Origin of the sequence: Pseudonocardia nematodicida, assembly GCF_040105385.1 — a bacterium.
Taxonomy (GTDB): domain Bacteria; phylum Actinomycetota; class Actinomycetes; order Mycobacteriales; family Pseudonocardiaceae; genus Pseudonocardia; species Pseudonocardia nematodicida.
The window spans coordinates 42,563-66,372 of sequence record NZ_JBEDNQ010000007.1 but is presented as its reverse complement, the minus strand read 5'-3'; the positions used below and the strand labels follow the sequence as shown (position 1 = coordinate 66,372).

The following is a 23,810-nucleotide window of genomic DNA, read 5'->3' as shown; positions in this document are numbered from 1 at the left end:
GTCAGGCTCGGGCGACCGCCGCGCGCAGGGTGACGGTCGCGCCGTCGGGGGCGACGACCTGTCCCGCCGAGGCGGAGCCGGCCGTCTGCGCGGATGCCTCGGCTCCGTCGCCGTAGGTCACCGCCGTCGCCAGCACCTCACCCGCGACGAACGCCTCGTGCGTGCGGACCGCGGCGAGCACCGCGTCCGGCCCGTCCAGGGCCAGCGCGATCCGGTCCGCGACGGCCAGCCCGGCGTCGCGGCGAGCCTGCTGGACGACGCGCACGACGTCCCGCGCGGTCCCCTCGGCGGCCAGCTCCGGGGTGACCGCCGTGTCCAGCACGACCAGTCCCGCATTGCCCGGCAGCGCCTGGGTGTGCTCCGGGTCGGCGGCGACGAGGCGCTCGGTGAACTCCCCGTCGAGCAGGGTGATCCCGGCGGCGACGACGGTGCCGTCGTCGGACTGGGACCACTCCCCCGCCTTCACGGCGCGGATGCACTTCTGCACGTCCCCACCCAGGCGCGGCCCGGCGGCCCGGGCGTTCACCGCGATCTCGAACCGGCCGTGCGTGGCGACGTCGTCGGTCAGCTCCACGGCGCGGACGTTCACCTCGTCGCGCAGCAGCCCGACGAACGGCTCCAGGGCCGCGGCATCGGCCGCGGCAACGGTCAGTCCGGGCAGCGGCTGGCGCACCCGCACCTTGGCCGACTTCCGCAGTGACAGTGCCGCGGAGGCGACCTGGCGGATCCGGTCCATCCCGGCGACCAGCCCGGCGTCGTGCGGCAGGGTCGTGCCGGCCGGCCAGTCGGTGAGGTGCACCGACCGGCCCCCGGTCAGCCCGCGCCAGATCGCCTCGGTGGTCAGCGGCAGCAGCGGCGCCGCGACCCGGCAGGTCACCTCCAGCACGGTGTGCAGGGTGTCGACGGCGTCCCGGCGGGCGGCGTCGGCGTCGTCGGAGCCGGTCGCCCAGAACCGTTCCCGGGAGCGCCGGACGTACCAGTTGGTCAGCGTCTCGGCGTGCTCCCGGATCCGCTCGCACGCTCCGGCGATGTCGTAGGTGTCCATCGCCGCGGTGACGCCGTCGACCAGGTCCGCGGTCTTGGCCAGCACGTAGCGGTCCAGCACGTGCGGCGAGTCGGTGCGGAACGTGCCCCGCCCGCCGCCGGCGTAGAGCGACAGGAAGTACCAGGTGTTCCACAGCGGCAGGATCGCCTGCCGGACGCCCTCCCGGATGCCCTGCTCGGTGACGACCAGGTTCCCGCCGCGCAGGATCGGGCTCGCCATGAGGAACCACCGCATGGCGTCCGAGCCGTCCCGGTCGAACACCTCGTTGACGTCCGGGTAGTTCTTGCGGGACTTCGACATCTTGGCGCCGTCGTCGCCGAGCACGATGCCGTGCGCGACGCAGGTGCGGAACGCGGGCCGGTCGAACAGCGCGGTGGCCAGCACGTGCAGCGTGTAGAACCAGCCGCGGGTCTGGCCGTTGTACTCGACGATGAAGTCGCCCGGGTAGTGGTGCTCGAACCAGTCGGCGTTCTCGAACGGGTAGTGGACCTGGGCGAACGGCATCGAGCCGGACTCGAACCAGCAGTCCAGCACCTCGGGGACCCGGCGCATGGTGGACGCGCCCGTGGGGTCGTCCGGGTTGGGCCGGGTGAGCTCGTCGACGTAGGGGCGGTGCAGGTCGGCCACGCGCACGCCGAAGTCGCGCTCCATCTCGTCGAGCGAGCCGTAGACGTCAGTCCGCGGGTAGCGCGGGTCGTCGGACTGCCAGACCGGGATCGGGCTGCCCCAGTAGCGGTTGCGGGAGATGCCCCAGTCGCGGGCGCCCTCCAGCCACTTGCCGAACTGGCCGTCGCGCACGTGCGCCGGGGTCCAGTCGATCTGCTGGTTGAGCTCGACCATCCGGTCCCGGAACTGGGTGACACGCACGAACCAGGAGTCGACGGCGCGCTGGATCAGCGCGTTGCCGCACCGCCAGCAGTGCGGGTAGGGGTGGTCGTAGGTCTCGTGCCGGAGCAGCACGCCCTGGACGTGGGCGCCCTGCTCCTTCAGGTCCCGGATGATCTGCGGGTTGGCGTCGAACACCTGCATCCCGGTGTAGGGCGGGACCTCGACGGTGAACTCCCCGCGGGAGTCGACCGGGTTGACGACCTCGATACCGGCCGCGTCGGTGACCTCCTTGTCCTCCTCACCGAACGCGGGGGCGATGTGCACCAGGCCGGTGCCGTCCTCGGTGGTGACGTAGTCCGCGGCGAGCACGCGGTGCGCGTTCTCGCGGCCGGTGAAGAAGTCGAACGGCGGGGTGTAGGACGCGCCGAGCAGGTCCCGCCCGGTCAGCCGCGCGACCACGGGCGGCTCCTCCCCCAGCTCGCGGGCGTAGGCGGCGACCCGGGCCTCGGCGAGCAGCCAGCGCTCCCCGTCGGCCTCGACCACGACGTAGTCGACGTCCGGGTGCACCGCCATGGCGAGGTTGGACGGCAGCGTCCAGGGAGTGGTCGTCCAGACCAGGGCGAGCGCGCCGTCGACGTCCGCGTTCCCGGTCCCGGCCAGCCGCAGGCCCACCGTGACGGCCGGGTCCTGGCGGTCGGTGTAGACGTCGTCCATCTTGGTCTCGGTCGCCGACAGCGGCGTCTCGCAGCGCCAGCAGTACCAGAGCACCCGGAACCCCGAGTAGACCAAGCCCTTGTCCCACAACGACTTGAACGCCCACATCACGGACTCCATGTAGTCCAGGTCGAGCGTCTTGTAGTCGTTGTCGAAGTCGACCCAGCGGGCCTGGCGGGTCACGTAGTCGCGCCACTCGCCGGTGTAGCGCAGCACGGAGGAGCGGCACGCCTCGTTGAAGGCGGCGACGCCCATCTCGTCGATCTCGGACTTGTGCTTGATGCCGAGCTGGTTCTCGGTCTCGACCTCGGCGGGCAGGCCGTGGGTGTCCCACCCGAAGCGGCGCTCGACCCGGTTCCCGCGCATCGTGCGGTAACGCGGGACGACGTCCTTGACGTAGCCGGTCAGCAGGTGCCCGTAGTGCGGCAGGCCGTTGGCGAAGGGCGGACCGTCGTAGAAGACGTACTCGTCCGCGCCGTTCTCGCCGGCCGGGCGCTGCTCGACCGAGGCGCGGAAGGTGTCGTCGTCCTCCCAGCTCGCGAGCACCTCGCGCTCGAGCTGCGGGAACGTCGGGTGCGCAGGGACCTCGGGATAGCCGGGGGAACCGGTGGTGTCACTCATGCGGCGCGTCTCCTCGTGCGGTGGCGTGTGTCGCTGCCTCTCGCACGGGGACGACGCCGGCCCCTCGCAGGCCGTGCCGCGGTACCACCCCGCTTGCGTGCGCCCGGCCCCGGGGAACCCGCGGGCACGCCTCTCGTTCGACGGCGATGACGGGCCGCGACCGTCCGGTTCTACTCCGGCCGCGGCGGCGGCCGTTTCTTCCGGAGACTCCCCGGTGATGGCCGGATCGACGTCTGTGTGACGAGGGTAGCGCGCGGGCGCACCCGGATATTCCGCAGGCCCGCCCGCCTCCCTGTCGGCCTACCGCACCTGTGCGGGGTGCCGCTCGCCGAGCACCCGGTTCGGCGCGCACCACGCGCACGGGGTGAACCCGAGCTCGACGGCCTCGCTGACCGGCAGCGGGATCACCGCCCGTCCGGACAGCGCCCGGCAGGTCTGCACGTGGTAGCGCGGGTGCTCGTCGATGACCAGCACCTCGTCGGGGAGCCGGGCGACCAGTCCCGCGAGGGTCGGGTCCCGGGGCTCCTCGGGGGCGTCGCCGATGTCCTGCACCGGTGGCGGCTCGGCCGGCGCGCCGGCCGGCGGCTGTCCGGCCGGTTCACCGGTCGCGACGACGGCCGTGGCCTCCGCCGCGCTCCCCTGCCCGAACTCCGGGTCGCCGGCCGGATCGGCCGGGCGTCCGGGGGGCTCGGCGGCCGCTCGGCTGTCGGCCGCTCGGCTGTCGGCGCCCGGGTTCTCGGCACCGACGTTCCCGGCACCGGCCGGGGCACGGTCGCCCGGCGTCCCCGCCGGCGCGTCGTGTCCGGCGCCCACGGGTTCCTGCGGCCGGCCGGCACCGGCACCGGGGTCGTCGGACGGACGGGACGCCGCGGCGCCCGCCGTGCCGGCGGCCGCAGCCGCCGTCACCGCCGTCGTGTCGTCGCGCGGGCCGGCGGACCCCTCGGCGTCGGCCGCGGGTACGTCAGTGCCACCGGCACCGCGCCCGGACGAACCGTCCGGAGGGACGGGGCCGCCGCCACGACCCGCGTCCTCCCGCTCGCCCGCCGCCGGGGCGACGGCCGTCTCCGCGCCCGAGCCGGGGCCCGCCGATGCACCCGACCCGGTCGTGGAACCGGCACCCGACGGGACGGCCGGAGGCTCCCCATCGGTCACGGACGGTGACGAAGAACCAGCCGATCGGGAAACGCCAGGCGGTCCCTCGGAAGAGCCGGACGGCCGAATCACGGGTATCTGGATGGTCGCGTCGGTGGCGTTCGCGGTCACCGCCGGCCCGGCTGCACCACCCCCGCCGTCCGGCCTGGCCGCACCCGCGTCACCGGAGTCCGGCCGGACGACCGGCAGCACCTGCGTCGCGGGCTCCATGTCGGCGCCGTAGCGCGCCTCCATCTCCGCACGGTCGCCAGGCGGCGCCGCCACACCGTGGCCGACCTCCCCGCGTTCGCCCGCCCGCTCCACGGACCGGCTCTGCCACCAGTCGTAGAACAGCGCGATCCCGGCGATGACGCAGACACCCACGGATATCCAGAACAGCGCCACCACCTGCAGGAACCACCCCGCGAGCCAGAGCGCCATCGCGATGACCACGAGGATCAGGACCAGCAGTATCATCCGCGAACTCCGTCGGTCGGCAGCGGCACCCGGCCGCTACCCGGTCGTCGTCGGTCGTACCGCGGCGCTCCTTCCCGCGCCGCGGAACCGTCAGCTTCCGGTGTCCGCCCGTTGGCCGTATCCGGAAGGTGCGTACCCACCGTTCGACGACGACCGGTTGGCGGTTCCCGACGCATCCGACGGGGCGGCCGACCCGCGACCCTCCAGGTCGCGCAGCTGCGACTCCAGGTAGGTCTTGAGCCGGGTGCGGTACTCGCGCTCGAAGGTACGGAGCTCGTCGATCTTCTTCTCCAGCACGGACTTGTCCCGCTGGATGGCACCCATGATCTCGTTCTGCTTGCGCTCGGCGTCGCTGACCAGGCCCGCGGCCTTGTCGCGCGACTGCCGCTCGAGCGTCTCGGCCCGGGTGCGGGCGTCGTTCAGCATGGTCTCGGCACGCGAGCGCGCGTCGTTGACCAGGCCGTCGGCCTTGGTACGGGCGTCGGAGAGGAGCTGCTCGGACTTGGTCCGGGCGTCCGACAGCATCGTGTCGGCCTCGTTCTTCGCCTCGGCGGTCAGCCGGTCGGCCATCTCCTGGGCGAGGCCCAGGACCTTGGCCGCCTGCACGTGGTGGTCGCCACCGTCGTCGGCGCCGACACCACCACCCATGGCTCCGGCCAGCTGGGGGGCCGGAGCGCCACCGCCACGGCCCAGCTGGGCCGGCGTCTGCAGCGCCTGGGTCTGGCTCGGGGCGGGCTGGTTGCGCGCCTCGTCCAGGTCGGCCTCGGCGTCTCCCAGCCTCTGCTCGAGCTGGGCGACCTGGTCGCGGAGGTCGTCGTTCTCCCCGATCAGCCGGGCCAGTTCGGCCTCGACCAGATCGAGGAAGGCGTCGACCTCGTCCTCGTTGTACCCCCGTTTCCCGATCGGGGGTTTGCTGAACGCGACGTTATGAACGTCGGCGGGCGTCAGCGGCATCGGATCACCTCATGCGGTCCTCGGCGGCATACCGGGTGACTGGGGCTCACACCGGTTTGGCGATGCTCATCCCGATGAACACCACCAACAGAAGCACCATAATCGACAGGTCCAGTCCTACGCCTCCGATGCGGACGACGGGAATCACTCTCCGCAGCGCCTTGACGGGAGGGTCGGTCATGGTGAAGACGACCTCGAGCGCCACCGCGCCGGTGCCGGCGGGTCGCCACTGGCGCGCGAAGGACCGGGTCATCTCCACGACGATCCGGGCCGCGAGCAGCAGCCAGAAGAAGAAGAGCGGGTAGTAGATCACGTAGCCGATGGCGGTGGACACGGCTCAATCCTGTCGGAAAGCTCCGCGCTCGGCGAGCCTCCGCGCGTCGTCAGCCGGCACCTCGACGTCCGCGGGGGTGAGCAGGAACACCCGGTCGGTGACCTTGTCGATCGATCCGCGGAGGGCGAACGCCAGGCCTGCGGCGAAGTCGACCAGGCGTTTCGCCGCGGCGCCGTCCAGGTCGGTGAGGTTCATGATGACCGGCACACCGTCGCGGTAGCGCTCACCGATCGTGCGCGCCTCGTTGTAGCTGCGCGGGTGCAACGTGGTGATCGCGGCCGGTCCGGCGGGGGTCCGATCGCGCTGCTCGGGCGACGTGGACGGCTCCGGCACGGGGGCCACGGGGACCTCGCGCTCGGCCTTCCGGAAGGCGTCCGGATCCATCGCGAGCGCCCCGCGCACGGGCGCGCCGGCACCGCCGCCGATCGGCGAGGGGAGACCACCACGGTCGCCGAGGGATCCGACGGTCCCCCGCTCGCCGCGCGGATCGGTCCGCACGGCGCGCGCCGGACGGGCCTGCTCCCGCGCCGTGCGGGGGCCCCAGCCGTCGTCGTAACGGTCGGCGGCGTCGAAACGGTCCTCGTCGTACCGGCTCGTGTCGCCGAAGCGACCCCCGGCGGAGGTCCAACGGTCGCCGCGCGCGCCCGAGTGGTGGTCGTGGCCGCCCCGGTAGTGATCAGACTCGTCCACGTAGTCCATCTCGTCGGCCGGGACCATGCCGAAATAGGCCTTCAGCCGGTACATCGCGCTCATCCGCCGTCCCCTCGCAGTACTGCTCGACATCGCGTGCGCCGGTGTCCGGAGAGGACCGGCGAGCACGCCGCGTTCTGGCGATGGTCTCGCCGATGGATCTATACCCACATCGACCAGCGATTACTCGGAGGTTAGCCGCCGTTCCCCCACAAGGGCCGTACCGACACGCACCACTGTCGAACCGTGATGGACGGCGATCTCCAGGTCAGCGCTCATGCCGGCGGAGAGCTCGCGGGCTCCGGGATGCCGCTCGCGAGTGCGCCGGAACACCTCGGAGATCCGCTCGAACGCCCGCTCCGGCTCCCAGCCGAGCGGCGCGACGGCCATCAGGCCGGCGGGTTCGGTCCCCGGCAGCTCCGCCACCAGGTCGACGAGGGAGTCCAGGCCGTCGTCCGGGACACCGCCGCGGTCCGGGTCACCGTCCACGCTGTACTGGACGAGGACGGGCAGCGGGGCGTCCCGCTCGCCGCGGTCGCGGGCCTTCCCGACCTCGGAGTCGATCGTGCGGGCCAGCCGGGGCGAGTCGACCGACTCGATACGCGTCACCCACGGGAGCACCAGCCGGACCTTGTTCCGCTGCAGCCCCCCGACGAAGTGCCAGCGCGGCGCCGCAGCCGGGCGGAGCGCGGCGACCTCGGTGACCTTCGACGACGCCTCCTGGGCCCGGTTCTCCGCGAACGCGGTCAGCCCGAGGTCGAGCAGCTCGGCCACGTCACCGGCCGGGACGGTCTTCGTCACGGCGAGCAGCGCCACCTCGGACGGGTCGCGGCCGGCCGCGCGACAGGCCGCGTCCAGCCGGTCCCGGACGGTGCCGAGGCGTTCCTTCAGCTCCGCGCCGCGTGCGGTCCCGTGCGTCGTGCCGCCGCTCGTCGTGTCGCTCGTCGTGTCGTTCGTCGTGTCGTGCTCGGCCACGGCGTCATCGTGCCGCGCGGGCGGGGGCCCCGCGAGGGTCACCCGCGGCACGGGGGTCGAGCCAGGTGATCGCCGCCTGGCGGCCGCAGCGGCCCTCCCGGCGGTGGCTGAACAGGTCGGGGTCCTCGATGGTGCAGCGCGGGTCGGTACCGACCTTCGTCACGCCGAGGCCGGCGAGCCGGCGGGCGAGCCCGGCCCGCAGGTCGAGCCCGGCGGTGCCGGTACGGGTGACCGAGGCGCTGCCCGGCAGGGCGGCCTCGACCTCGTCGCGCATCGCGGCGGGGACCTCGTAGCAGCGGCCGCACACGGCCGGCCCGAGGAGCACCTCGAGCCGCTCGACCGCGGCGCCGAGCGCGGTCATCTCGCCGATCACCGCGTCCAGGACGCCCTCCGCGGCGCCGACCCGGCCGGCGTGTGCCGCCCCGACGACGCCGGCCCGCGGGTCGCCGAGCAGGACCGGGACGCAGTCGGCGGCCAGCACCGCGATACCGAGCAGCGGCACGTCGGTGACCACGGCGTCGACGTCCGGGACGTCCGGGGCCACCCCGCCGGTGCCCGACCGGGCCCGGGGCGCCTCGCGGAGCACCGCGACGTCACGACCGTGGACCTGCTTCAGGAACACCAGACCGGACAGGCCGATCTCGCGGACGATCCGGGCGCGGTTGGCGGTGACCGCCGCGGGGTCGTCGCCGACGCCCAGCGAGAGGTTGAAGCGCGCGAACGGGCCGGCGGACCGGCCGCCGGCCCGGGTCGTCGTGACCCGCCGGATCCGCAACGGCGCCCCTCCCCCGTCGGACGGCCCCGCCGGCCGCCCCGTCTCGGACGGCACCGCCGTCAGCCCCGTCTCGGACGGCACCGCCGTCAGCTCCGTCTCGGACGGCACCGCCGTCAGCGCCGCATGAACGGCGGCACGTCGACCTCGTCCTCGACCGGCTCCGGGGCCGGGCGCGCCGGGGCCGGCGTGCTGCTCACGGCCGGGGTCGAGGCCGGGTTGACGGCCGTCACCGGGGCGGTGGCGGCCGGCGAGGTGCCGGCCGGAATCCCGTGCTCGGAGCGGATGTCCGGGTTGCGCGGCGCCGGGGCCGTCGGCTGCGCCGGGGGCAGCACGCCCGTCCGGTGCGACGGGTCGGTCGCGGGCACCGACGCCGGCAGGCTCGGCGCCGGGTCCGGCGTGGTCGCGGCGTACCGCGCCGTGGGGCTGCCCGGCGCCTTCTCCGGTGTCGCGGCCTGCTGGGCCGGCGGCGCGGCCTCGGCCGCACCGGCCGGGCCGGTCGCGGTGGCCGAGCGCTGGGCGCCCTGCCGGAAGACGGCGGGCTCGATCTTCTTGTGGGTCGGCGTACCGCCCTCGAAGCCGGCCGCTATCACGGTGATCCGGACCTCGTCGCCGAGCGAGTCGTCGATCACCGTGCCGAAGATGATGTTCGCCTCGGGGTGCGCCGCCTCCTGGACCAGCGACGCGGACTCGTGGATCTCGAACAGGCCCAGGTCGGAGCCGCCCGCGATGGACAGCAGCACCCCCTGGGCGCCGTCCATCGACGCCTCGAGCAGCGGCGAGTTGATCGCCTTCTCCGCGGCCTGCACCGCACGGCCCTCGCCGCGGGCGGACCCGATGCCCATCAGCGCGGAGCCCGCACCCGACATGACCGACTTGACGTCGGCGAAGTCGAGGTTGATCAGACCCGGGGTGGTGATCAGGTTGGTGATGCCCTGGACACCGGAGAGCAGCACCTCGTCGGCCGAGCGGAAGGCGTCCATCAGCGAGACGCCGACGTCGCCGAGCTGCAGCAGCCGGTCGTTCGGGATGACGATGAGGGTGTCGCACTCGTTGCGGAGCTGCTGGATGCCCTCCTCCGCCTGGCCGGCGCGGCGGCGGCCCTCGAAGGTGAAGGGCCGGGTCACGACGCCGATGGTCAGCGCGCCGAGCTTGCGGGCGATCGAGGCGACGACGGGTGCACCGCCGGTCCCGGTGCCGCCGCCCTCGCCGGCGGTGACGAAGACCATGTCGGCCCCCTTGAGGACCTCCTCGATCTCCTCGGCGTGGTCCTCGGCGGCCTTGCCACCGACCTCGGGGTTCGCCCCGGCACCGAGTCCGCGGGTCAGCTCGCGGCCGATGTCGAGCTTCACGTCGGCGTCCGACATCAGCAGGGCCTGGGCGTCGGTGTTCACCGCGATGAACTCCACGCCCTTCAGCCCGACCTCGATCATGCGGTTGACGGCGTTCACGCCGCCGCCACCGATGCCGACGACCTTGATCACGGCCAGGTAGTTGTGCGGGGGCGTCATGCGCGGCACCTTCCAGTTGCTCGGGGTCCGGGTCCGGGTCCAGCTCCGGGTGCCCCGGGCCTTCGACGCAGAACGCTAAGTGGCCTCCCCTGCCCGGGTCCAGCAGGCGCGCCGCGCGTCGACAACACCCCGCTCGGGTGGTTCGTACCTCCCGGACATGTGAAACGCGGACCGTCGCGTACCGATCACGCTGTGCCGTCGGGCAGGGTGCGCGCCGGGTGTACGCCCAGGCACGGGGTGTCGTGCAGGGAGATCGCCCGGCCGACGCGCTTCCGGATCCCGGACCGCGCTCATCCCGATCATCGACACCGCGACGGCCGTACGGGTGACTCCGCCGCCAGGCCGATCCGCATCCGATCACCGACGCCCCGCCCCACGCGGGCGGCAGCCGCACCGTGCGCGGACGGCGCCGGGGTGCGCAGCAGGCCCGGAACACGGCGGCGCGGCGGCGCGGATCAGCCGTTGCGGACGGTCACGAGGTCGGGGCTGGAGACGTCGTAGACGGTGCCCTCGCGGCTCAGCAACGGGCCGAGCACCTCGGCACGCCGCGGGTTCGCGGTGGCGTCCGACCACGGCCCCCACAGGACCCGGCGGCCCTCGGTGAGGCCCAGCTCGAAGGTGGTCCCGCCGGGGCCGAGGGCCAGGGTCTCGACCTGGTCGCGGACCGGGTCGGGCAGGCTCGCGAGGACGGTGACGGCGGCGAGCGTGGCCGGGTCGTCCGGCGCCACCCGGGGCAGCTCGAGCCGGGGCAGCTCCACCCCGGGGGGCGCGTCCCGGTAGGCGACGCCGGTGACGTCGACCAGCTCGGGACCGTCCGGGGTCTCGACGACCGCGGCCGGGCTCCGTTCGGTCACGGTCACCGTGAGGGTGGACGGCCAGGACCGTCCGACGGCGACGTCGGCGACCCCGGGGATCGCCCCGACCCGCGCGGCGACCGCGGCGGTGTCGACGGCGGCGAGCGGGGTGCCGTCGGGGACGTCGGCGGCGGCGCTCACGTCCGGGGCGGGGATCTGGCTGGTGCCCGACACCTCGACGTGGTCGACGGCGGGACCGAACTGCCCGAGCGCCCACCAGCCGGCCGCCGACACCCCGATCAGGACGACGAGCAGGGTGGCCACGACGGCGAGGGCCCGCCGGCGGCGGTAGCGGGGGTCCCGGGCGGGGCGCCCGGCGTCGCGGTCCCGGACGGCGCCGGTCCCGTGGCGGCGGTCGCGGTCACGGCCGTCCCGGTCGCGTCCGTTCCGGGATCGGGCTCCGTCCTGCGCTCGGGCTCCGTCCTGCGCTCGGGCTCCGCGGCGCCCGCCGGTGCGGGTGCGCTCCGCGGCGCCCTCTCGGTCGGCGGCCGACTCGTCCCCCGAGGACCGGTCGTCGTACGCGCCGTCGTCGTACCCGCCGTCGTCGTACCCGCCGTCGTCGATGCCGTCGTCGGCCGGGTCGGAGGTGTCGCCGGTGCGCCCGGAACGCGGCGTCCGGGCGCCGGCGGACGCATCGGCGGACCCGCTGCGGGTACCGCGGCGCCGTCCGCGGCCGGGGGGACCGCTGCCCGTCGAAGCCGCCGGGCCCGCGCGCTCGGCGGCGCGCCGCTCGCGGATCCGCCGGGCCCGCTCCGACGCCGTCCGCTCCTGTTCGGGGGTGCGCCGCGCGGCCGGACCGGCCTGGTCGTCGTCGCCGCTCATCGCCGGACCCTCCCCGCGCGCACCCGTCCGGTCACACCTCGTCGCCGCCCTCGAGTTCACGCAGGATCTCGGGGCCGAGCGCGGTGACGTCCCCGGCGCCCATCGTGATCACCGTGTCGCCGTCGGCCGCGAGTGCCGCCATCGCGGCGGGCACCCGCTCCCAGGACGGGGCGCGGTGCACCCGCCCGGCGGGCAGCGCGACCCGCTCGGTGATCAGCGCGGGGCCGACGCCGGGCTCCGGGTCCTCACGGGCCCCGTAGACGTCGAGCACCATCACCTCGTCGGCCAGCGACAGCGCGTCGGCGAAGCCGTGCGCGAACAGCCGGGTACGCGAGTAGAGGTGTGGCTGGAAGGCGACCAGCACGCGTCCGCGGCGGCCGTGGCCGGACGCCGAGGCCTCCCGGGCCGCGCGCAGGGTCGCGGCGACCTCGGTCGGGTGGTGGGCGTAGTCGTCGTAGACGGAGACGCCGCGCACCCGGCCCTTGAACTCGAACCGGCGCTGCACCCCGCCGAACCCGGCGAGTCCCTCGAGCAGCGTCCCCGGTTCCTGCCCGACCGCGACACCGGCGAGGAACGCACCGAGCGCGTTGAGCGCCATGTGCTCGCCGGGGACGTCGAGCACCAGCTCGTGCTCGGTCCCGTCGTGCCGGAGCCGTGAGCGCGACCCGGAGCCGTCCGGCACGAAGTCGACCATCCGGGCGTCCTGCGGCCCGGCGGCGGTGCGCCCGTAGCGCCGCACGGTGATCCCGGCCGCCGCGGCGCGGGCCGCGACGTCCTCGGCGCCGGGGTCGTCGGCGCAGGTGATCAGCGTCGCGCCGGGCACGAGCCGGTCCAGGAACCGCTCGAACACCGCGTGGTAGGCCTCGGCGTCGCCGTGGTGGTCGAGGTGGTCGGGCTCGACGTTGGTGACGACGGCGACCGACGGCGCGAACGCGGTGAAGGACCCGTCGCTCTCGTCGGCCTCGACGACGAACACGTCCCCGGTGCCGTGGTGCGCCCCGCTGCCCGAGGCGGTCAGGTCCCCGCCGATCGCGAACGACGGGTCGGCACCGGCGTGCTGGAGCGCGACGGTGACCATCGACGTCGTCGAGGTCTTGCCGTGCGTCCCGGCGACGGCGACCAGCCGGCGTCCCCCGGTCAGCGCGGCGAGCGCGGCGGCCCGGTGCACGACGGTCAGGTCCCGCTCGCGGGCGGCGGCCAGCTCGGGGTTGGTCTCCCGGATCGCAGTGGAGACGACGACGGTCGGCGGGTCCTCCCCCGCCGCCGCGAGGTGGGCGGCGTCGTGCCCGATCTCGACGCGGGCGCCGAGTGCCCGCAGCGCCGTCACCGTGCGGGAGTCGCGGGCGTCCGAGCCGGAGACGGTGATGCCGCGGGCCAGCAGGATGCGGGCGATCCCGCTCATCCCGGCGCCGCCGATCCCGATCAGGTGCACGTGCCGGCCGAGGCCGGGCACACCCCCGGTGTCGTTCTGCGGGGCGTCGCTCACCGCCCGGCCACCTCCATCACGATGCGCGCCAGCTTCTCGTCGGCCTCGCCGTGCCCGGCCGCCCGGGCGCGACGGCCCATCGCCAGCGCCAGGTCCGGGTCGGTGAGGATCGGCATCAGCTCGTCGATCGCGCGCTCGCCGTTCATGTCCTCGTCCGGCACCAGCTTCCCGCCGCCGGCCTGCACGACCGGACGGGCGTTGAGCGCCTGCTCGCCGTTGCCGTGCGGCAGCGGCACGTAGACGGCGGGCAGCCCGACCGCGGTCAGCTCGGCGACGGTGGTCATCCCGGACCGGCCGAGGACGACGTCCGCCGCCGCGTAGGCCAGGTCCATCCGCTCGATGTAGGGCATCGGGAAGTAGCCGGGCCGCGGCTCGGCCGGGGTGCCGTTCCGGCCGTGCGCGTGCAGCACCGAGACGCCGCGCTCGGTGAAGGCCGGCAGCGCCTCGGCGATCGCCTCGTTCAGCGTCCGCGCTCCCTGCGACCCGCCGAACACGAGCAGTACCGGCCCGTGCGACGGCAGCCCGAAGTGGGTCCGGGCCTCCGGGCGCAGCGCGGCCCGGTCCAGCGAGGTGATCGACCGGCGCAGCGGCATCCCGACGACCTCCTCGTGCGCGAGGCCGGTGCCCGGGACGGCGGTGGCGACGGCCGCGGCGAACCGTGCACCGACCTTGTTCGCCAGCCCGGCGCGGGCGTTCGCCTCGTGCACGACGATCGGCACCCGGCCGCGCGCGCCGAGGTAGGCCGGCAGCGAGACGAAGCCGCCGAACCCGACGACGACGTCGGCCTCCACCGACTCCAGCACCTCGCGGACCCGCTTGACGGCACCGCGGACGTTCCCGGGCAGCTTGAGCAGGTCGGCGGTGGGCTTGCGGGGCAACGGGACCGGCGGGATCAGCTCGAGCGGGTAGCCCCGGGCCGGGATGAGCTGGGTGTCGAGGCCCTTCTCGGTGCCGAGCGCGGTGACCCGGGCGCCGGGGACGAGCCGGCGGATCGCGTCGGCGAGCGCCAGCGCGGGCTCGATGTGCCCGGCCGACCCGCCACCCGCGACGACGACCGACAGCGCGCCGGGCTGCGGGGCCGGCTGCTGCTCACCCGCGGGCCGGGTGGTCGCTGGCGGGGCCGCGCCGGGGCGCTGACCGGGCTGCGCCGGGTGTCCGGGCTGACCCGGCTCACCCGGGCCGGCGCCGGCCGGGTGACCGGGTGCCGGCGCGCCCGGGCCCTGCGGTGCGCCGGGGCCCTGCGGCATTCCGGGTCCCTGGGGACCGGACGGGCCGGGGCCGTGCGTCGGCCGGCCGGGACCGGTCAGGTTCGCCGGGTTCATCGGTGCCGGGCCGCCGCCGTAGGGCGGGGTGTCGGGGGACGTCCAGCCGCCGGACTGCTGCGGGCCGGGGAATCCCGGCTGCCCCGGCCGGCCACCGGGCTGCCCCTGCGATCCCGGACGGCCCTGCGATCCGGGACGGCCCTGCGGCCCGGGGTACCCCTGCGGTCCGGGGTGACCCTGCGGCCCGGGGTACCCCTGCGATCCGGGGTGGCCCTGCGATTCGAGGTGGCCCTGCGGTCCGGGGTAGCCCTGTGGCCCGGAGTAACCCTGCGGCCCGGGGTGGCCCTGCGGTCCGGGGTGGCCCTGCGGTCCGGGGTGGCCCTGCGGTCCGGGGTGGCCCTGCGGTCCGGGGTGGCCGAACGGGCCGGGCATGCCCGGCCGCGTCTGCCCGCCGGGGTGCGGCTGTCCCGCGGGCGGGGCGTACGGGCCCGCCGGACGTCCCTGCGGTCCCGCGTACGGGGCCCGGCCGGGCTGCTGCGGGTGGACCGGGGCCATCCCGGGCCGGGTGCCCGCGATCGGGCCGGCCGGGCCCTGCCCCGCCGGAGCCTGCGTCGGGGCGGACACGGGCCGGCCCGCCGGGGCCTGCAGCGGGGACGGCTGCGACCGGTGGATCGGCGCGCCCGCGGGGCTCGCGGTCTCGCCCCCGGGGGCGGCGCCCGCCGCCTGCTCGGCGGACGAGGCCTGTCCCGTGCTCGGAGCGGGTGCGGCGGCCGGCGCGTGCTCCGGGGTTGTCCCGGTGGCCGGTGTGCCGGTGGCCGGCGTGCCGGAGACGGCCGGCTGCCCGCCGGGGTCGGTCGCCGGGTGGTCGGCACCGGCCGATGGCGCCGGGGCCGGGGCGGCTGCCTCCGGTCCGGGTGCGGCCGCCGACGGCCCGGCGTCCGCAGCCGGCTCGTCCGCGGCGGTCCCCGCCTCACGGGCCGAGCCCGGCCCGGCGGCGTCGGCGGCTGCGGCGGTCTCGTCGGGCGCGGCCGGGCCGGCGGTGTCGGCGGCGGTGGCCGGTGCGGCGGGGTCGACGGGGGTGGCCGGTGCGGCGGGGTCACCGGAGCCGGGCCGGGCGGTCCCCGGCCGCGACCCCGCTCCGATCCCGCCGGCGGGTGTCGAGGTCGTGTCCGGCGCGGACGGACCCGGCCGGGCCCCGGGCAGCGCGACGTTCGGACCGGTCGCGGGGTCCTGCGCCGGCACCCCGTGCTCCGGCGTCCCGATCCCGGCCGGACCGGTCGGCACGCCGTTCGAGCCGGTCGCCGGGCCGGTGGTGCCGCGGGCGGCACCGTTCGATCCGGACGACGGCGTGAACAGGCCCCCCGGCGGCATCGCTCCGGGCGGGACGGCGCGCGACGGCTGCCCGCCGGACGCGCCCCGGGACGCTCCACCCGGGCCGCCCGACACCGAGCCGGGGCGCGGTCCCGGGCCCCCGGCGGCGTCACCTGCGGGCGGTCCGGCCTCGCCGCTCCGCGAGACCCCGTTCCGCGGGACACCGTTCCGCGGAACGCCGTGCGGCCCGGTGTCGGAGGTCCCGCCGGCCGGGGTCCCGCCGTTCCGCGGAACGCCGTTCGGGGTCGCACCGCTGCGCGGGACGCCGTTCGTCTCCCCCGCCGCGGTGCCGCGGTCCGCGTTCCGCGGAACGCCGTCGGACCCGCCGTCCGGCACGGCGCCGTTCCGCGGAACGCGGTCCGGCCCACCGTCCCCGGGCGCACCGGTGCTGCCGTGCGGGCCCGCGGGGTTCACCCCGGAACCGTTCGTTCCGGCACCGTTCACCGGCGTGGCCGGCCGGAAGAGCGACGGGTTGCCGTGGGTGTGTGGGTTCCAGCCGGTCCCCGGAAGGCGGCGGGGCGGTGTGATCCCGCCCGGGTTCGTGGCCGTCCCGGTCCCGGGGTCGGTCGTGTGCAGCGCGTCGGACGCCTCGGCGGGCTCGTCCGGCCGCGCGGCGTCGCCGGCGTCCAGCCGCACCGTCCGCCGCTCGTCGGGCGCGGGCCAGGAGGCCCGGGGCTCGTCCGGGGCGGTCGCCCCGTCCGCCGGCGGACCGCCGAAGACCACGCCGTCCGGCTCGACACCGGACCGGCCCGGCAGCGGCCGTCCCATCGTCGGCCTCCCGGACGGCGAGCCGCCCGGCCTGCCGGCGCCCCGGCCGTCGCGGTCGGCGCCGCCGGTCTGCTCCGTGCCCGTCACGCTCTCGTGCCCCTCAGGTCGTCCGACATCTGATCGTTCCTCGCGTCCCGCACGGCCTAGCGGGCCGTCCACCGCGGCGCCGGCTCCGACGCCCGGTACGGCTGCGGCAACGGCAGCCCCAGCATCCTCGCCAGCCGGCCCTGACCGTCCTTGCGCAGGGCCGCCACGGCCTCCGGCTCGTGCCGGGCCGCGTTCGTCAGCACCCCGAACAGGAACATCGTCACCACCAGCGACGTCCCGCCGGAGGAGATCAGCGGGAGCTGCAGGCCGGTCACCGGCAGCAGGCCCACCACGTACCCGATGTTGATCGCGGCCTGGACCACGAGCCCGGCGGTCGAGGTGGCGACCACGATCCGCAGCCACGGGTCGGTGTTGCGGGCCGCGATCCGCATCCCGGTGTAGGCCAGCGTCCCGAACAGCGCCAGCACCGAGAAGGCACCGACCAGCCCGAGCTCCTCACCGATGATCGCGAAGATGAAGTCGTTGTGCGCGTTCGGCAGGTAGTCCCACTTCGCCCGGCCCTGGCCGAGGCCGACACCGAACAGTCCCCCGCCGGCCAGCCCGTACAGCGCCTGGGTCGCCTGGTAGGCCGGGCCCAGCGGGTCCGCGGTCGACGGCGACAGGAACGCGGTGATCCGGCTGGCCCGGTAGCCGGCCGTCAGGCCCAGCACCACCGCGCCGATCAGGCCGCCGCCGGCGATCAGTGCGAGCAGCTTCAACGGCGCCCCGCCGAAGTAGAGCAGCGCCAGCACCGCGATCCCGATCGAGACCGTCATGCCCAGGTCGGGCTGCAGCACCAGCAGCGTGAACACGACCAGCGTGACCGGGACGACCGGGTTCAGCGCGTGCTTCCAGCGGTGCATCACCGCACGGCGCGCGACCAGCACGTGCGCGCCCCACAGGGTCAGCGCGACCTTCACCGCCTCGGACGGCTGCAGCGACACCGGGCCGAACGCGAACCAGGACCGGGCGCCGCCACGGATCTCACCGATGCCGGGGACCAGCACCGCGACGAGCGCGGCCAGGCCCACAATCAGCAGGGCGGGCGAGAGCGCGCGCAGCCGTCGCGGCGGCACCCGCACCCCGACGTAGAACAGCACCAGCCCGACCGCGCAGAACATCAGCTGCCGGGTGAACACCGAGTAGGACGACCCGCCGGCCGACAGCGAGCCCGCCGACGACGCGGACAGCACCATGACCAGCCCGAACAGCGTGAGCAGGCCGAAGACGGCGAGGACCAGGTGCAGCGACGTGAGCGGGCGGCGCAGCCAGCGCCGCACCCGTCCCACGGTCCGGCCGGTCCCGGTGACGAGGGCGGCGGCGAACCCACGCGCCGGACGCGCGCTCATCCGCGGCCGCCGAGCCGCGCCACGGCCGCGGCGAAGGCGTCGCCGCGGTGGGCGTAGTCGCGGAACTGGTCCATCGACGCGGCAGCCGGGGCGAGCAGGACGACGTCGCCGGGCCGGGCCATCGACGCGGCCGCCCCGACGGCGGCCGGCATCGGACCGAGCTGATCAGAAGGCTGGTGGGAGGGCACCATCGACCCATCGTGACCCTCGCGCACCTCCCGCACCGGGAGGCCGGGGGCGTGTCGCCCCAGTGCCTCCACGATCGGCGTCCGCTCGGTGCCGATGACCACCACACCCGCCAGCCGCTCGCGGTGCACGGCCGCCAGCGCGCCGAGCGCGTCCGGGGCGACGCCCTTGAGCAGCCCGCCGACCACCCACACGGCCCGCGCGCCCGGACGGCGGGCGGCGACCGCGGCCAGCGCGGCGTCGGCGGCGTGCGGGTTGGTGGCCTTGGAGTCGTCGAGGTAGACCACCCCGGCGTGCTCGCCGACCGGGGCGCTGCGGTGCGGGCCGGGCGTGAACGACGTCAGCGCGGCGCCGATGTCGGTCGCGGCCACCCCGTGCGCGCGGGCCAGCGCCGACGCGGCCAGCGCGTCGACGATCCCGGGCGGGCCCGGCGGCACGACGCCCGCGGCGGGCAGCAGCTCGCCGCCACCGAACGCGCGGTCGGTGAGCATCCCACCGGCGACCCCGAGCTGGTCCGGTCCCGGCTCCCCCAGCGTCACCCCGACCCGGCGGGGCGCGGATGACCCGGCCAGCAGCCGGGCGGCGACCGGGTCGTCCACCCCGGCGACGGCGACGTCCCCGACCAGCGCGGCGGCCTTCGCCGTCGCGTAGCCGGACATCCCGCCGTGCCAGTCGAGGTGGTCCTCGGCGACGTTGAGCACGACCCCCGCGGCCGGGCGGACCGACGGCGACCAGTGCAGCTGGAAGCTCGACAGCTCCACGGCCAGCACCCGGTGCCCCGCGGCGACCGCGCTGACCACCGGGTAGCCGATGTTGCCGCAGGCCACCGAGTCCAGCCCGGCGCCGCGCAGGATCGCGGCGAGCATCTCGGTCGTCGTCGTCTTGCCGTTGGTGCCGGTGACGACCAGCCAGGCCGGGGCAGGCGCGCCGCCGGCGTCCGCCCGGGCCACGCCGATCCGCCAGGCCAGCTCGGGCTCGCCGATGATCTCGGCCCCGGCCGCGGCCGCCTCGGCGACCAGCGGGTGGTCCGGCCGCCGGCCCGGCGAGGTGACGATCGTGGCGACGCCGTCGGGCAGCCCGTCGCCCGTCCAGGGCCGGACCCCGTCCGGCAACGCGGCCAGGGCGTCCGCGCGGTCGTCGGAGACGAACACCGGCGTCCCCGCGTCGCGCAGCGCGACGGCGGCCGCGAGGCCGGAGATCCCGGCCCCCGCGACCAGCACCGGACCACTGCTCACGCCGATCATCCGGACCCGGACGCCGCGAGCCACTCGCTGTAGAAGATGCCCAGGCCCATCGCCGCGCAGACCGCCGCGAGCAGCCAGAACCGGATGATGACCGTCGTCTCCGCCCAGCCCGCCAGCTCGAAGTGGTGGTGGAACGGCGCCATCCGGAACAGCCGGCGCCGCGCGGTGCGGAACACCAGGATCTGCAGCGACACCGACAGCGCCTCGACCACGAACACGCCGCCGATCACGACGAGCAGCAGCTCGGTGCTGGTCACCATCGACAGGCCGGCCAGCAGGCCGCCCAGCGCCAGCGATCCGGTGTCGCCCATGAAGATCCGGGCAGGGGCGGCGTTCCACCAGAGGAACCCGATGCAGCCGCCCATCGCCGCCGCGGCGACCACGCCGACGTCGAGCGGGTCGCGCACCTCGTAGCAGCCGGCCGTGGCCTCCAGGGCGCAGGCGTTGCGGAACTGCCAGAACGCGATGATCACGTAGGTGCCGAGCACCATCGCCGCGGTGCCCGCGGCCAGGCCGTCCAGGCCGTCGGTGAGGTTCACCGCGTTCGACCAGGCGGCGACGATCAGGTTGCACAGCAGCACGAACCCGACCACGCCGAAGGTCAGCACCGGGATGTCCCGGACGAACGACAGGCTGTCCGAGGCCGGCGTCAGGTTCCGCTCGTTGGCGAACCGGACGGCCAGGATCCCGAAGATCGTCGCGGTCAGCACCTGGCCGACGATCTTCGACGTCTTGTTCAGCCCCAGGTTGCGCTGCCGGCGGATCTTGAGGAAGTCGTCGATGAACCCGACCAGGCCCAGCGCGGTGGTCAGGAACAGCACCAGCAGAGCCGAGGCGGTGATCGGTTCCCGGGTGAAGCCGTGCGAGCCCAGGTAACCGACCCAGATGGCGAGCAGGATCGCCACGCCGCCCATCGTCGGCGTGCCGCGCTTGGACTGGTGGCTCTGCGGCCCCTCCTCACGGATCTCCTGGCCGAAGCCCTGCTTCGCGAAGAACCGGATCAGGTAGGGGGTCAGCAGGATGGACACCGCGAGCGCCAGGCCCGCGGCGACGAAGAGGCCTCTCACCGGCGGACCAGCTCCTCGGAGTCGGTCCGGTCGGTCCGGTCACCGAGCAGCCCGGCCGCCACCCGCTCCAGGCCGGCGCTGCGGGAGGCCTTCACCAGGACGACGTCGCCCGCCGCCAGTTCCGCACGCAGCAGGACCAGGGCGGCCTCGACGTCGGCGACGTGCTCGGCGTCCGGCCCGTAGTCCGGCGCCGCGACCGCGACGACCCGGGCCACCCCGGCCGCACGCGCCGCGGCCGTGGTCGCGGCGTGCGCCTCGGCGGCGCCGTCGCCGATCTCGGCCATCGGCCCGAGCACCGCCCAGGACCGCCGCTCGGGGCCCGCGATCGACGACAGCGCGGAGACCGCGGCCGCCATCGCCTCCGGGTTGGCGTTGTAGGCGTCGTTCACGACGATCACCCCGTCGGCGCGCTCGGTGACCTCCATCCGCCAGCGCGACGCCGGCGTCGCGGCGGACAGCGCGTCCGCCACCTGCGACGGGGTCGCGCCCAGCTCGAGGGCGACCGCGGCGGCCGCCAGCGCGTTCGACACCTGGTGCTCCCCGACCAGCCGCAGCGTGACGTCGGCGTCGCCGGCCGGAGTGACCAGGCGGAACGAGGCGCGTCCGGCGTCGAGGGTCACGTCGCCCGCGCGGACGTCGGCGGTCTCGGACCGGCCGAAGGTGACCACCCGGGCCCGGGTCCGCGACGCCATCGCGGCGACGGCGTCGTCGTCGGCGTTGAGCACCGCGACCCCGCCGCGGTGGCCGGGGAGATCGCCCGGCGGCAGCGCCTCGACCAGCTCGCCCTTGGCGGCGGCGATCCCGGCGCGCGAGCCGAACTCGCCCAGGTGCGCCGAGCCGACGTTGAGCACCACCCCGATCCGCGGCGGCGCCGTCGCGCAGAGCGCGGCGATGTGGCCCGGCCCGCGGGCGGAGAACTCCAGCACCAGGTGCTTCGTCGCGGCGTCGGCGCGCAGCGCGGTCCACGGGGTGCCGAGCTCGTTGTTGAACGACTCGGGCGGGGCCACCGTGCGGCCCAGCGGGGTCAGCACCGCGGCGAGCAGGTCCTTGGTCGAGGTCTTCCCGGCGCTGCCGGTGACGCCGACGACGGCGAGACCGGGCAGCGCGCCCAGCACGTGCCGGGCGAGCCGGCCCAGCGCGGCCAGGACGGCGGCGCCGTGCCCGTCCGGGTCGACCGAGCCCAGGTAGGACCGGGCGTCCCGCTCCTCGACCGGCGGCGCGATCACCGCGGGCGCGTCGACCTCGCGGCCGGCGAGCACCCCGGCGGCGCCGCGCGCGACGGCCCCGGCGGCGAAGTCGTGGCCGTCGGCGCGCTCGCCGGGCAGGGCCAGGAACAGCGTGCCGGGTCCGGCGCGGCGCGAGTCGAACTCGACCGCCGTCACCGGGGCCCCGGCCGCCTCGCCGTCGGCCCGGTGCAGTCGGCCGCCGGTCACCGTCGCGACCTCGGCCAGCGTCATCTCGATCATCGCCCGCGTGCCTCCACCTGCTCCGCCGGTCCTCCTCGCATCGTCCGTGCCCCTGTCACGAGACCGTACGGATCGCGGCGACCAGCTCGTCCGCGTCGTCGAACGGGTGCTTGACGCCGCGGGACTCCTGCCCGGTCTCGTGCCCCTTGCCGGCGACCACGACCGCGTCCCCGGGCCGCGCGGAACGCACCGCGTAGGCGATCGCGGTGCGCCGGTCACCGATCTCGATGACGTCGCCGGCCGCCGGCTCGCGGTGCGCGCCGTCCAGCATCGCGGCCCGGATGGTCGCCGGGTCCTCGCTGCGCGGGTTGTCGTCGGTGACCACCAGGACGTCCGAGCGGACCGCCGCGGCCGCACCCATCAGCGGGCGCTTGCCGGTGTCCCGGTCCCCGCCGCAGCCCAGCACCGTGATCACCCGCGCGTGCGGCTCGATCTGCGCGCGCAGCGCGTCCAGCAGGGCGGCGACGGCGGCGGGCTTGTGCGCGTAGTCGACGACACCCAGCCAGGGCTGCCCGGCGTCGACCCGCTGCATCCGGCCCGGGACCGACGCCTGCGTGAAGCCCTGCGCCGCGATCTCCGGCGGGATCCCGTCGGCGTCCAGGCAGGCCAGCGCGACCAGCGCGTTGGCGACGTTGTAGCGGCCCGGCAGCGCGAGGGTGACCGGCTGGGCGAGCCCACCCGGGCCGACCGCGACGAAGGTCTGGGTGCCGTCCGGGTGGGCGGTGAGCTCGCGCGCCGTCCAGGTCGCCTCGGGACCGTGCTCGGCGGCGCTGACCGTGACCGCGTCCGGGCGGCGGGCGGCCAGCTGGCGTCCCCACTCGTCGTCGACGCAGACGACGCCGTGCCGGGCGGGCTCCACACCCATCGCTCCGCCGCCGAACAGGCGGGCCTTGGCCTCGAAGTAGTCGGTCATCGTCGGGTGGAAGTCCAGGTGGTCCTGCGACAGGTTGGTGAAGGCGCCGACGGCGAACCGTGCGCCGCCGACCCGTCCCATCGCCAGCGCGTGGCTGGAGACCTCCATCGCGACGTCGGTGACGCCGTTCTCCACCATCACCGCGAACAGGGCCTGCAGGTCCGGCGCCTCGGGGGTGGTGAAGGCGCTGGCCAGCGCGCGGGACTCGTGCCCCGGGACCTGCACCCGGGTCCGGACGGTCCCGAGCAGCCCGGATGCCCGCCCGGCGGCGGTCAGCCCGGCCTCCAGCAGGTGCCCGACGGTGGTCTTCCCGCTGGTCCCGGTGACGCCGATGACCCGCAGCCGGGCGGTCGGCTCGCCGTAGACCGCGGCCGACACCGGGCCGAGCACCTCCCGGGGCGCGGGGTGCACCAGTACCGGGAGCCGGGAGTGCCGGATCTCGGCGCGGTCGGCGCCGTCCGGGTCGGTGAGGATCGCGGCGGCCCCGGCCGCGATGGCCTGGGCGGCGAAGTCCGCGCCGTGCGCCCGGGCGCCCGGCAGGGCGGCGAACAGGTCCCCGGGGCGGACCGCGCCCGCCCGGAGCGTCGCCCCGGTGACGGTGCGCGGGCCGTGTGCGGGGTCGAGCAGCGGGCCGGGCCCGGCACCGGCGGTGCGCGGGTTGAGCTCGGCCCCGGCGAGCCTGCCCAGCAGGGCGACGTCGACCGGCCGGACCGTCTCCGGACGGTCCGGCAGACCGCCACGCGGGCCGGTCACCGCGGGACCTTCGGAGCCAGGCGTGTCGTCGGCACGGCCCTCGTCGCTCTCGGCGCGGGAAGCGGGCGCAGCGTGGACGTCGGGCACAGCGCGGGAGATTACCGATCGTCCGGGGGCGGCCCGGGCCCGG

16 protein-coding genes are annotated in these 23,810 nt (G+C 75.9%); all 16 read right to left on the bottom strand.

What is annotated here, in order from left to right; translation table 11 throughout:
* Position 1 precedes the first annotated feature (1 nt).
* The 16 genes from ileS to WIS52_RS17435 all read right to left on the bottom strand — a co-directional run bounded on the left by ileS (position 2) and on the right by WIS52_RS17435 (position 23,680).
* Positions 2–3,208, bottom strand: a complete 3,207-nt coding sequence (gene ileS, locus WIS52_RS17510) for an isoleucine--tRNA ligase (RefSeq protein WP_349299342.1) — start codon at positions 3,206–3,208, stop codon at positions 2–4.
* A 300-nt stretch (positions 3,209–3,508) separates the two neighbouring features.
* Entirely contained in the window at positions 3,509–4,816 is a 1,308-nt protein-coding gene (locus WIS52_RS17505; RefSeq protein WP_349299341.1) for a hypothetical protein, read from the bottom strand.
* A 90-nt stretch (positions 4,817–4,906) separates the two neighbouring features.
* Positions 4,907–5,770 (bottom strand): DivIVA-like cell division protein Wag31, encoded by an 864-nt coding sequence (wag31, locus tag WIS52_RS17500; protein ID WP_349299340.1) that lies wholly within the window; start codon positions 5,768–5,770, stop codon positions 4,907–4,909.
* Between the two features lie 46 nt (positions 5,771–5,816).
* Positions 5,817–6,104 carry a YggT family protein gene (locus WIS52_RS17495; RefSeq protein WP_349299339.1) on the bottom strand — a complete coding sequence of 96 codons (288 nt, stop codon included), beginning with the start codon at positions 6,102–6,104 and terminating at the stop codon, positions 5,817–5,819.
* 3 nt (positions 6,105–6,107) lie between these two features.
* Complete coding sequence (locus WIS52_RS17490) at positions 6,108–6,857, bottom strand: cell division protein SepF (RefSeq protein ID WP_349299338.1); 750 nt, start codon at positions 6,855–6,857, stop codon at positions 6,108–6,110.
* 120 nt (positions 6,858–6,977) lie between these two features.
* A complete protein-coding gene (locus tag WIS52_RS17485; protein WP_379610380.1) occupies positions 6,978–7,769 on the bottom strand; it encodes a YggS family pyridoxal phosphate-dependent enzyme in 792 nt (263 codons plus the stop codon).
* A gap of 4 nt (positions 7,770–7,773) precedes the next feature.
* On the bottom strand, positions 7,774–8,544 hold the full coding sequence (gene pgeF, locus WIS52_RS17480; RefSeq protein WP_349299632.1) for a peptidoglycan editing factor PgeF: 771 nt from the start codon (positions 8,542–8,544) through the stop codon (positions 7,774–7,776).
* Between the two features lie 113 nt (positions 8,545–8,657).
* Positions 8,658–10,052, bottom strand: a complete 1,395-nt coding sequence (gene ftsZ, locus WIS52_RS17475) for a cell division protein FtsZ (protein WP_349299337.1) — start codon at positions 10,050–10,052, stop codon at positions 8,658–8,660.
* A 455-nt stretch (positions 10,053–10,507) separates the two neighbouring features.
* Complete coding sequence (locus tag WIS52_RS17470; protein WP_349299336.1) at positions 10,508–11,728, bottom strand: FtsQ-type POTRA domain-containing protein; 1,221 nt, start codon at positions 11,726–11,728, stop codon at positions 10,508–10,510.
* Between the two features lie 31 nt (positions 11,729–11,759).
* Positions 11,760–13,214 carry a UDP-N-acetylmuramate--L-alanine ligase gene (gene murC / locus WIS52_RS17465; protein ID WP_349299335.1) on the bottom strand — a complete coding sequence of 485 codons (1,455 nt, stop codon included), beginning with the start codon at positions 13,212–13,214 and terminating at the stop codon, positions 11,760–11,762.
* A complete protein-coding gene (locus tag WIS52_RS17460; RefSeq protein WP_349299631.1) occupies positions 13,211–14,275 on the bottom strand; it encodes a UDP-N-acetylglucosamine--N-acetylmuramyl-(pentapeptide) pyrophosphoryl-undecaprenol N-acetylglucosamine transferase in 1,065 nt (354 codons plus the stop codon). Before WIS52_RS17460 ends, murC begins: the two co-directional genes overlap by 4 nt.
* Before the next feature lie 2,483 nt (positions 14,276–16,758).
* Positions 16,759–18,051, bottom strand: coding sequence for a putative lipid II flippase FtsW (ftsW, locus tag WIS52_RS17455; protein ID WP_349299334.1), 1,293 nt, complete (start codon positions 18,049–18,051; stop codon positions 16,759–16,761).
* Positions 18,048–19,481: a UDP-N-acetylmuramoyl-L-alanine--D-glutamate ligase gene (gene murD / locus WIS52_RS17450; protein WP_349299630.1), complete on the bottom strand. Its 1,434-nt coding sequence runs from the start codon at positions 19,479–19,481 to the stop codon at positions 18,048–18,050. The genes ftsW and murD overlap by 4 nt, the downstream gene beginning before the upstream one ends.
* Entirely contained in the window at positions 19,478–20,548 is a 1,071-nt protein-coding gene (mraY, locus tag WIS52_RS17445; protein ID WP_349299333.1) for a phospho-N-acetylmuramoyl-pentapeptide-transferase, read from the bottom strand. The genes murD and mraY overlap by 4 nt, the downstream gene beginning before the upstream one ends.
* Positions 20,545–22,014 carry a UDP-N-acetylmuramoyl-tripeptide--D-alanyl-D-alanine ligase gene (locus tag WIS52_RS17440; protein ID WP_349299332.1) on the bottom strand — a complete coding sequence of 490 codons (1,470 nt, stop codon included), beginning with the start codon at positions 22,012–22,014 and terminating at the stop codon, positions 20,545–20,547. The genes mraY and WIS52_RS17440 overlap by 4 nt, the downstream gene beginning before the upstream one ends.
* A gap of 55 nt (positions 22,015–22,069) precedes the next feature.
* Entirely contained in the window at positions 22,070–23,680 is a 1,611-nt protein-coding gene (locus WIS52_RS17435) for a UDP-N-acetylmuramoyl-L-alanyl-D-glutamate--2,6-diaminopimelate ligase (RefSeq protein WP_349299331.1), read from the bottom strand.
* Positions 23,681–23,810: the final 130 nt, after the last annotated feature.

What these genes read in the sequence shown, in the direction of transcription:
- ileS (WP_349299342.1), bottom strand. Translation starts at nt 3,208, where the DNA reads ATGAGTGACACCACCGGTTCCCCCGGCTATCCCGAGGTCCCTGCGCAC.
- WIS52_RS17505 (WP_349299341.1), bottom strand. Translation starts at nt 4,816, where the DNA reads ATGATACTGCTGGTCCTGATCCTCGTGGTCATCGCGATGGCGCTCTGG.
- wag31 (WP_349299340.1), bottom strand. Translation starts at nt 5,770, where the DNA reads ATGCCGCTGACGCCCGCCGACGTTCATAACGTCGCGTTCAGCAAACCC.
- WIS52_RS17490 (WP_349299338.1), bottom strand. Translation starts at nt 6,857, where the DNA reads ATGAGCGCGATGTACCGGCTGAAGGCCTATTTCGGCATGGTCCCGGCC.
- ftsZ (WP_349299337.1), bottom strand. Translation starts at nt 10,052, where the DNA reads ATGACGCCCCCGCACAACTACCTGGCCGTGATCAAGGTCGTCGGCATC.
- WIS52_RS17470 (WP_349299336.1), bottom strand. Translation starts at nt 11,728, where the DNA reads ATGAGCGGCGACGACGACCAGGCCGGTCCGGCCGCGCGGCGCACCCCC.
- ftsW (WP_349299334.1), bottom strand. Translation starts at nt 18,051, where the DNA reads ATGAGCGCGCGTCCGGCGCGTGGGTTCGCCGCCGCCCTCGTCACCGGG.
- murD (WP_349299630.1), bottom strand. Translation starts at nt 19,481, where the DNA reads ATGATCGGCGTGAGCAGTGGTCCGGTGCTGGTCGCGGGGGCCGGGATC.
- WIS52_RS17440 (WP_349299332.1), bottom strand. Translation starts at nt 22,014, where the DNA reads ATGATCGAGATGACGCTGGCCGAGGTCGCGACGGTGACCGGCGGCCGA.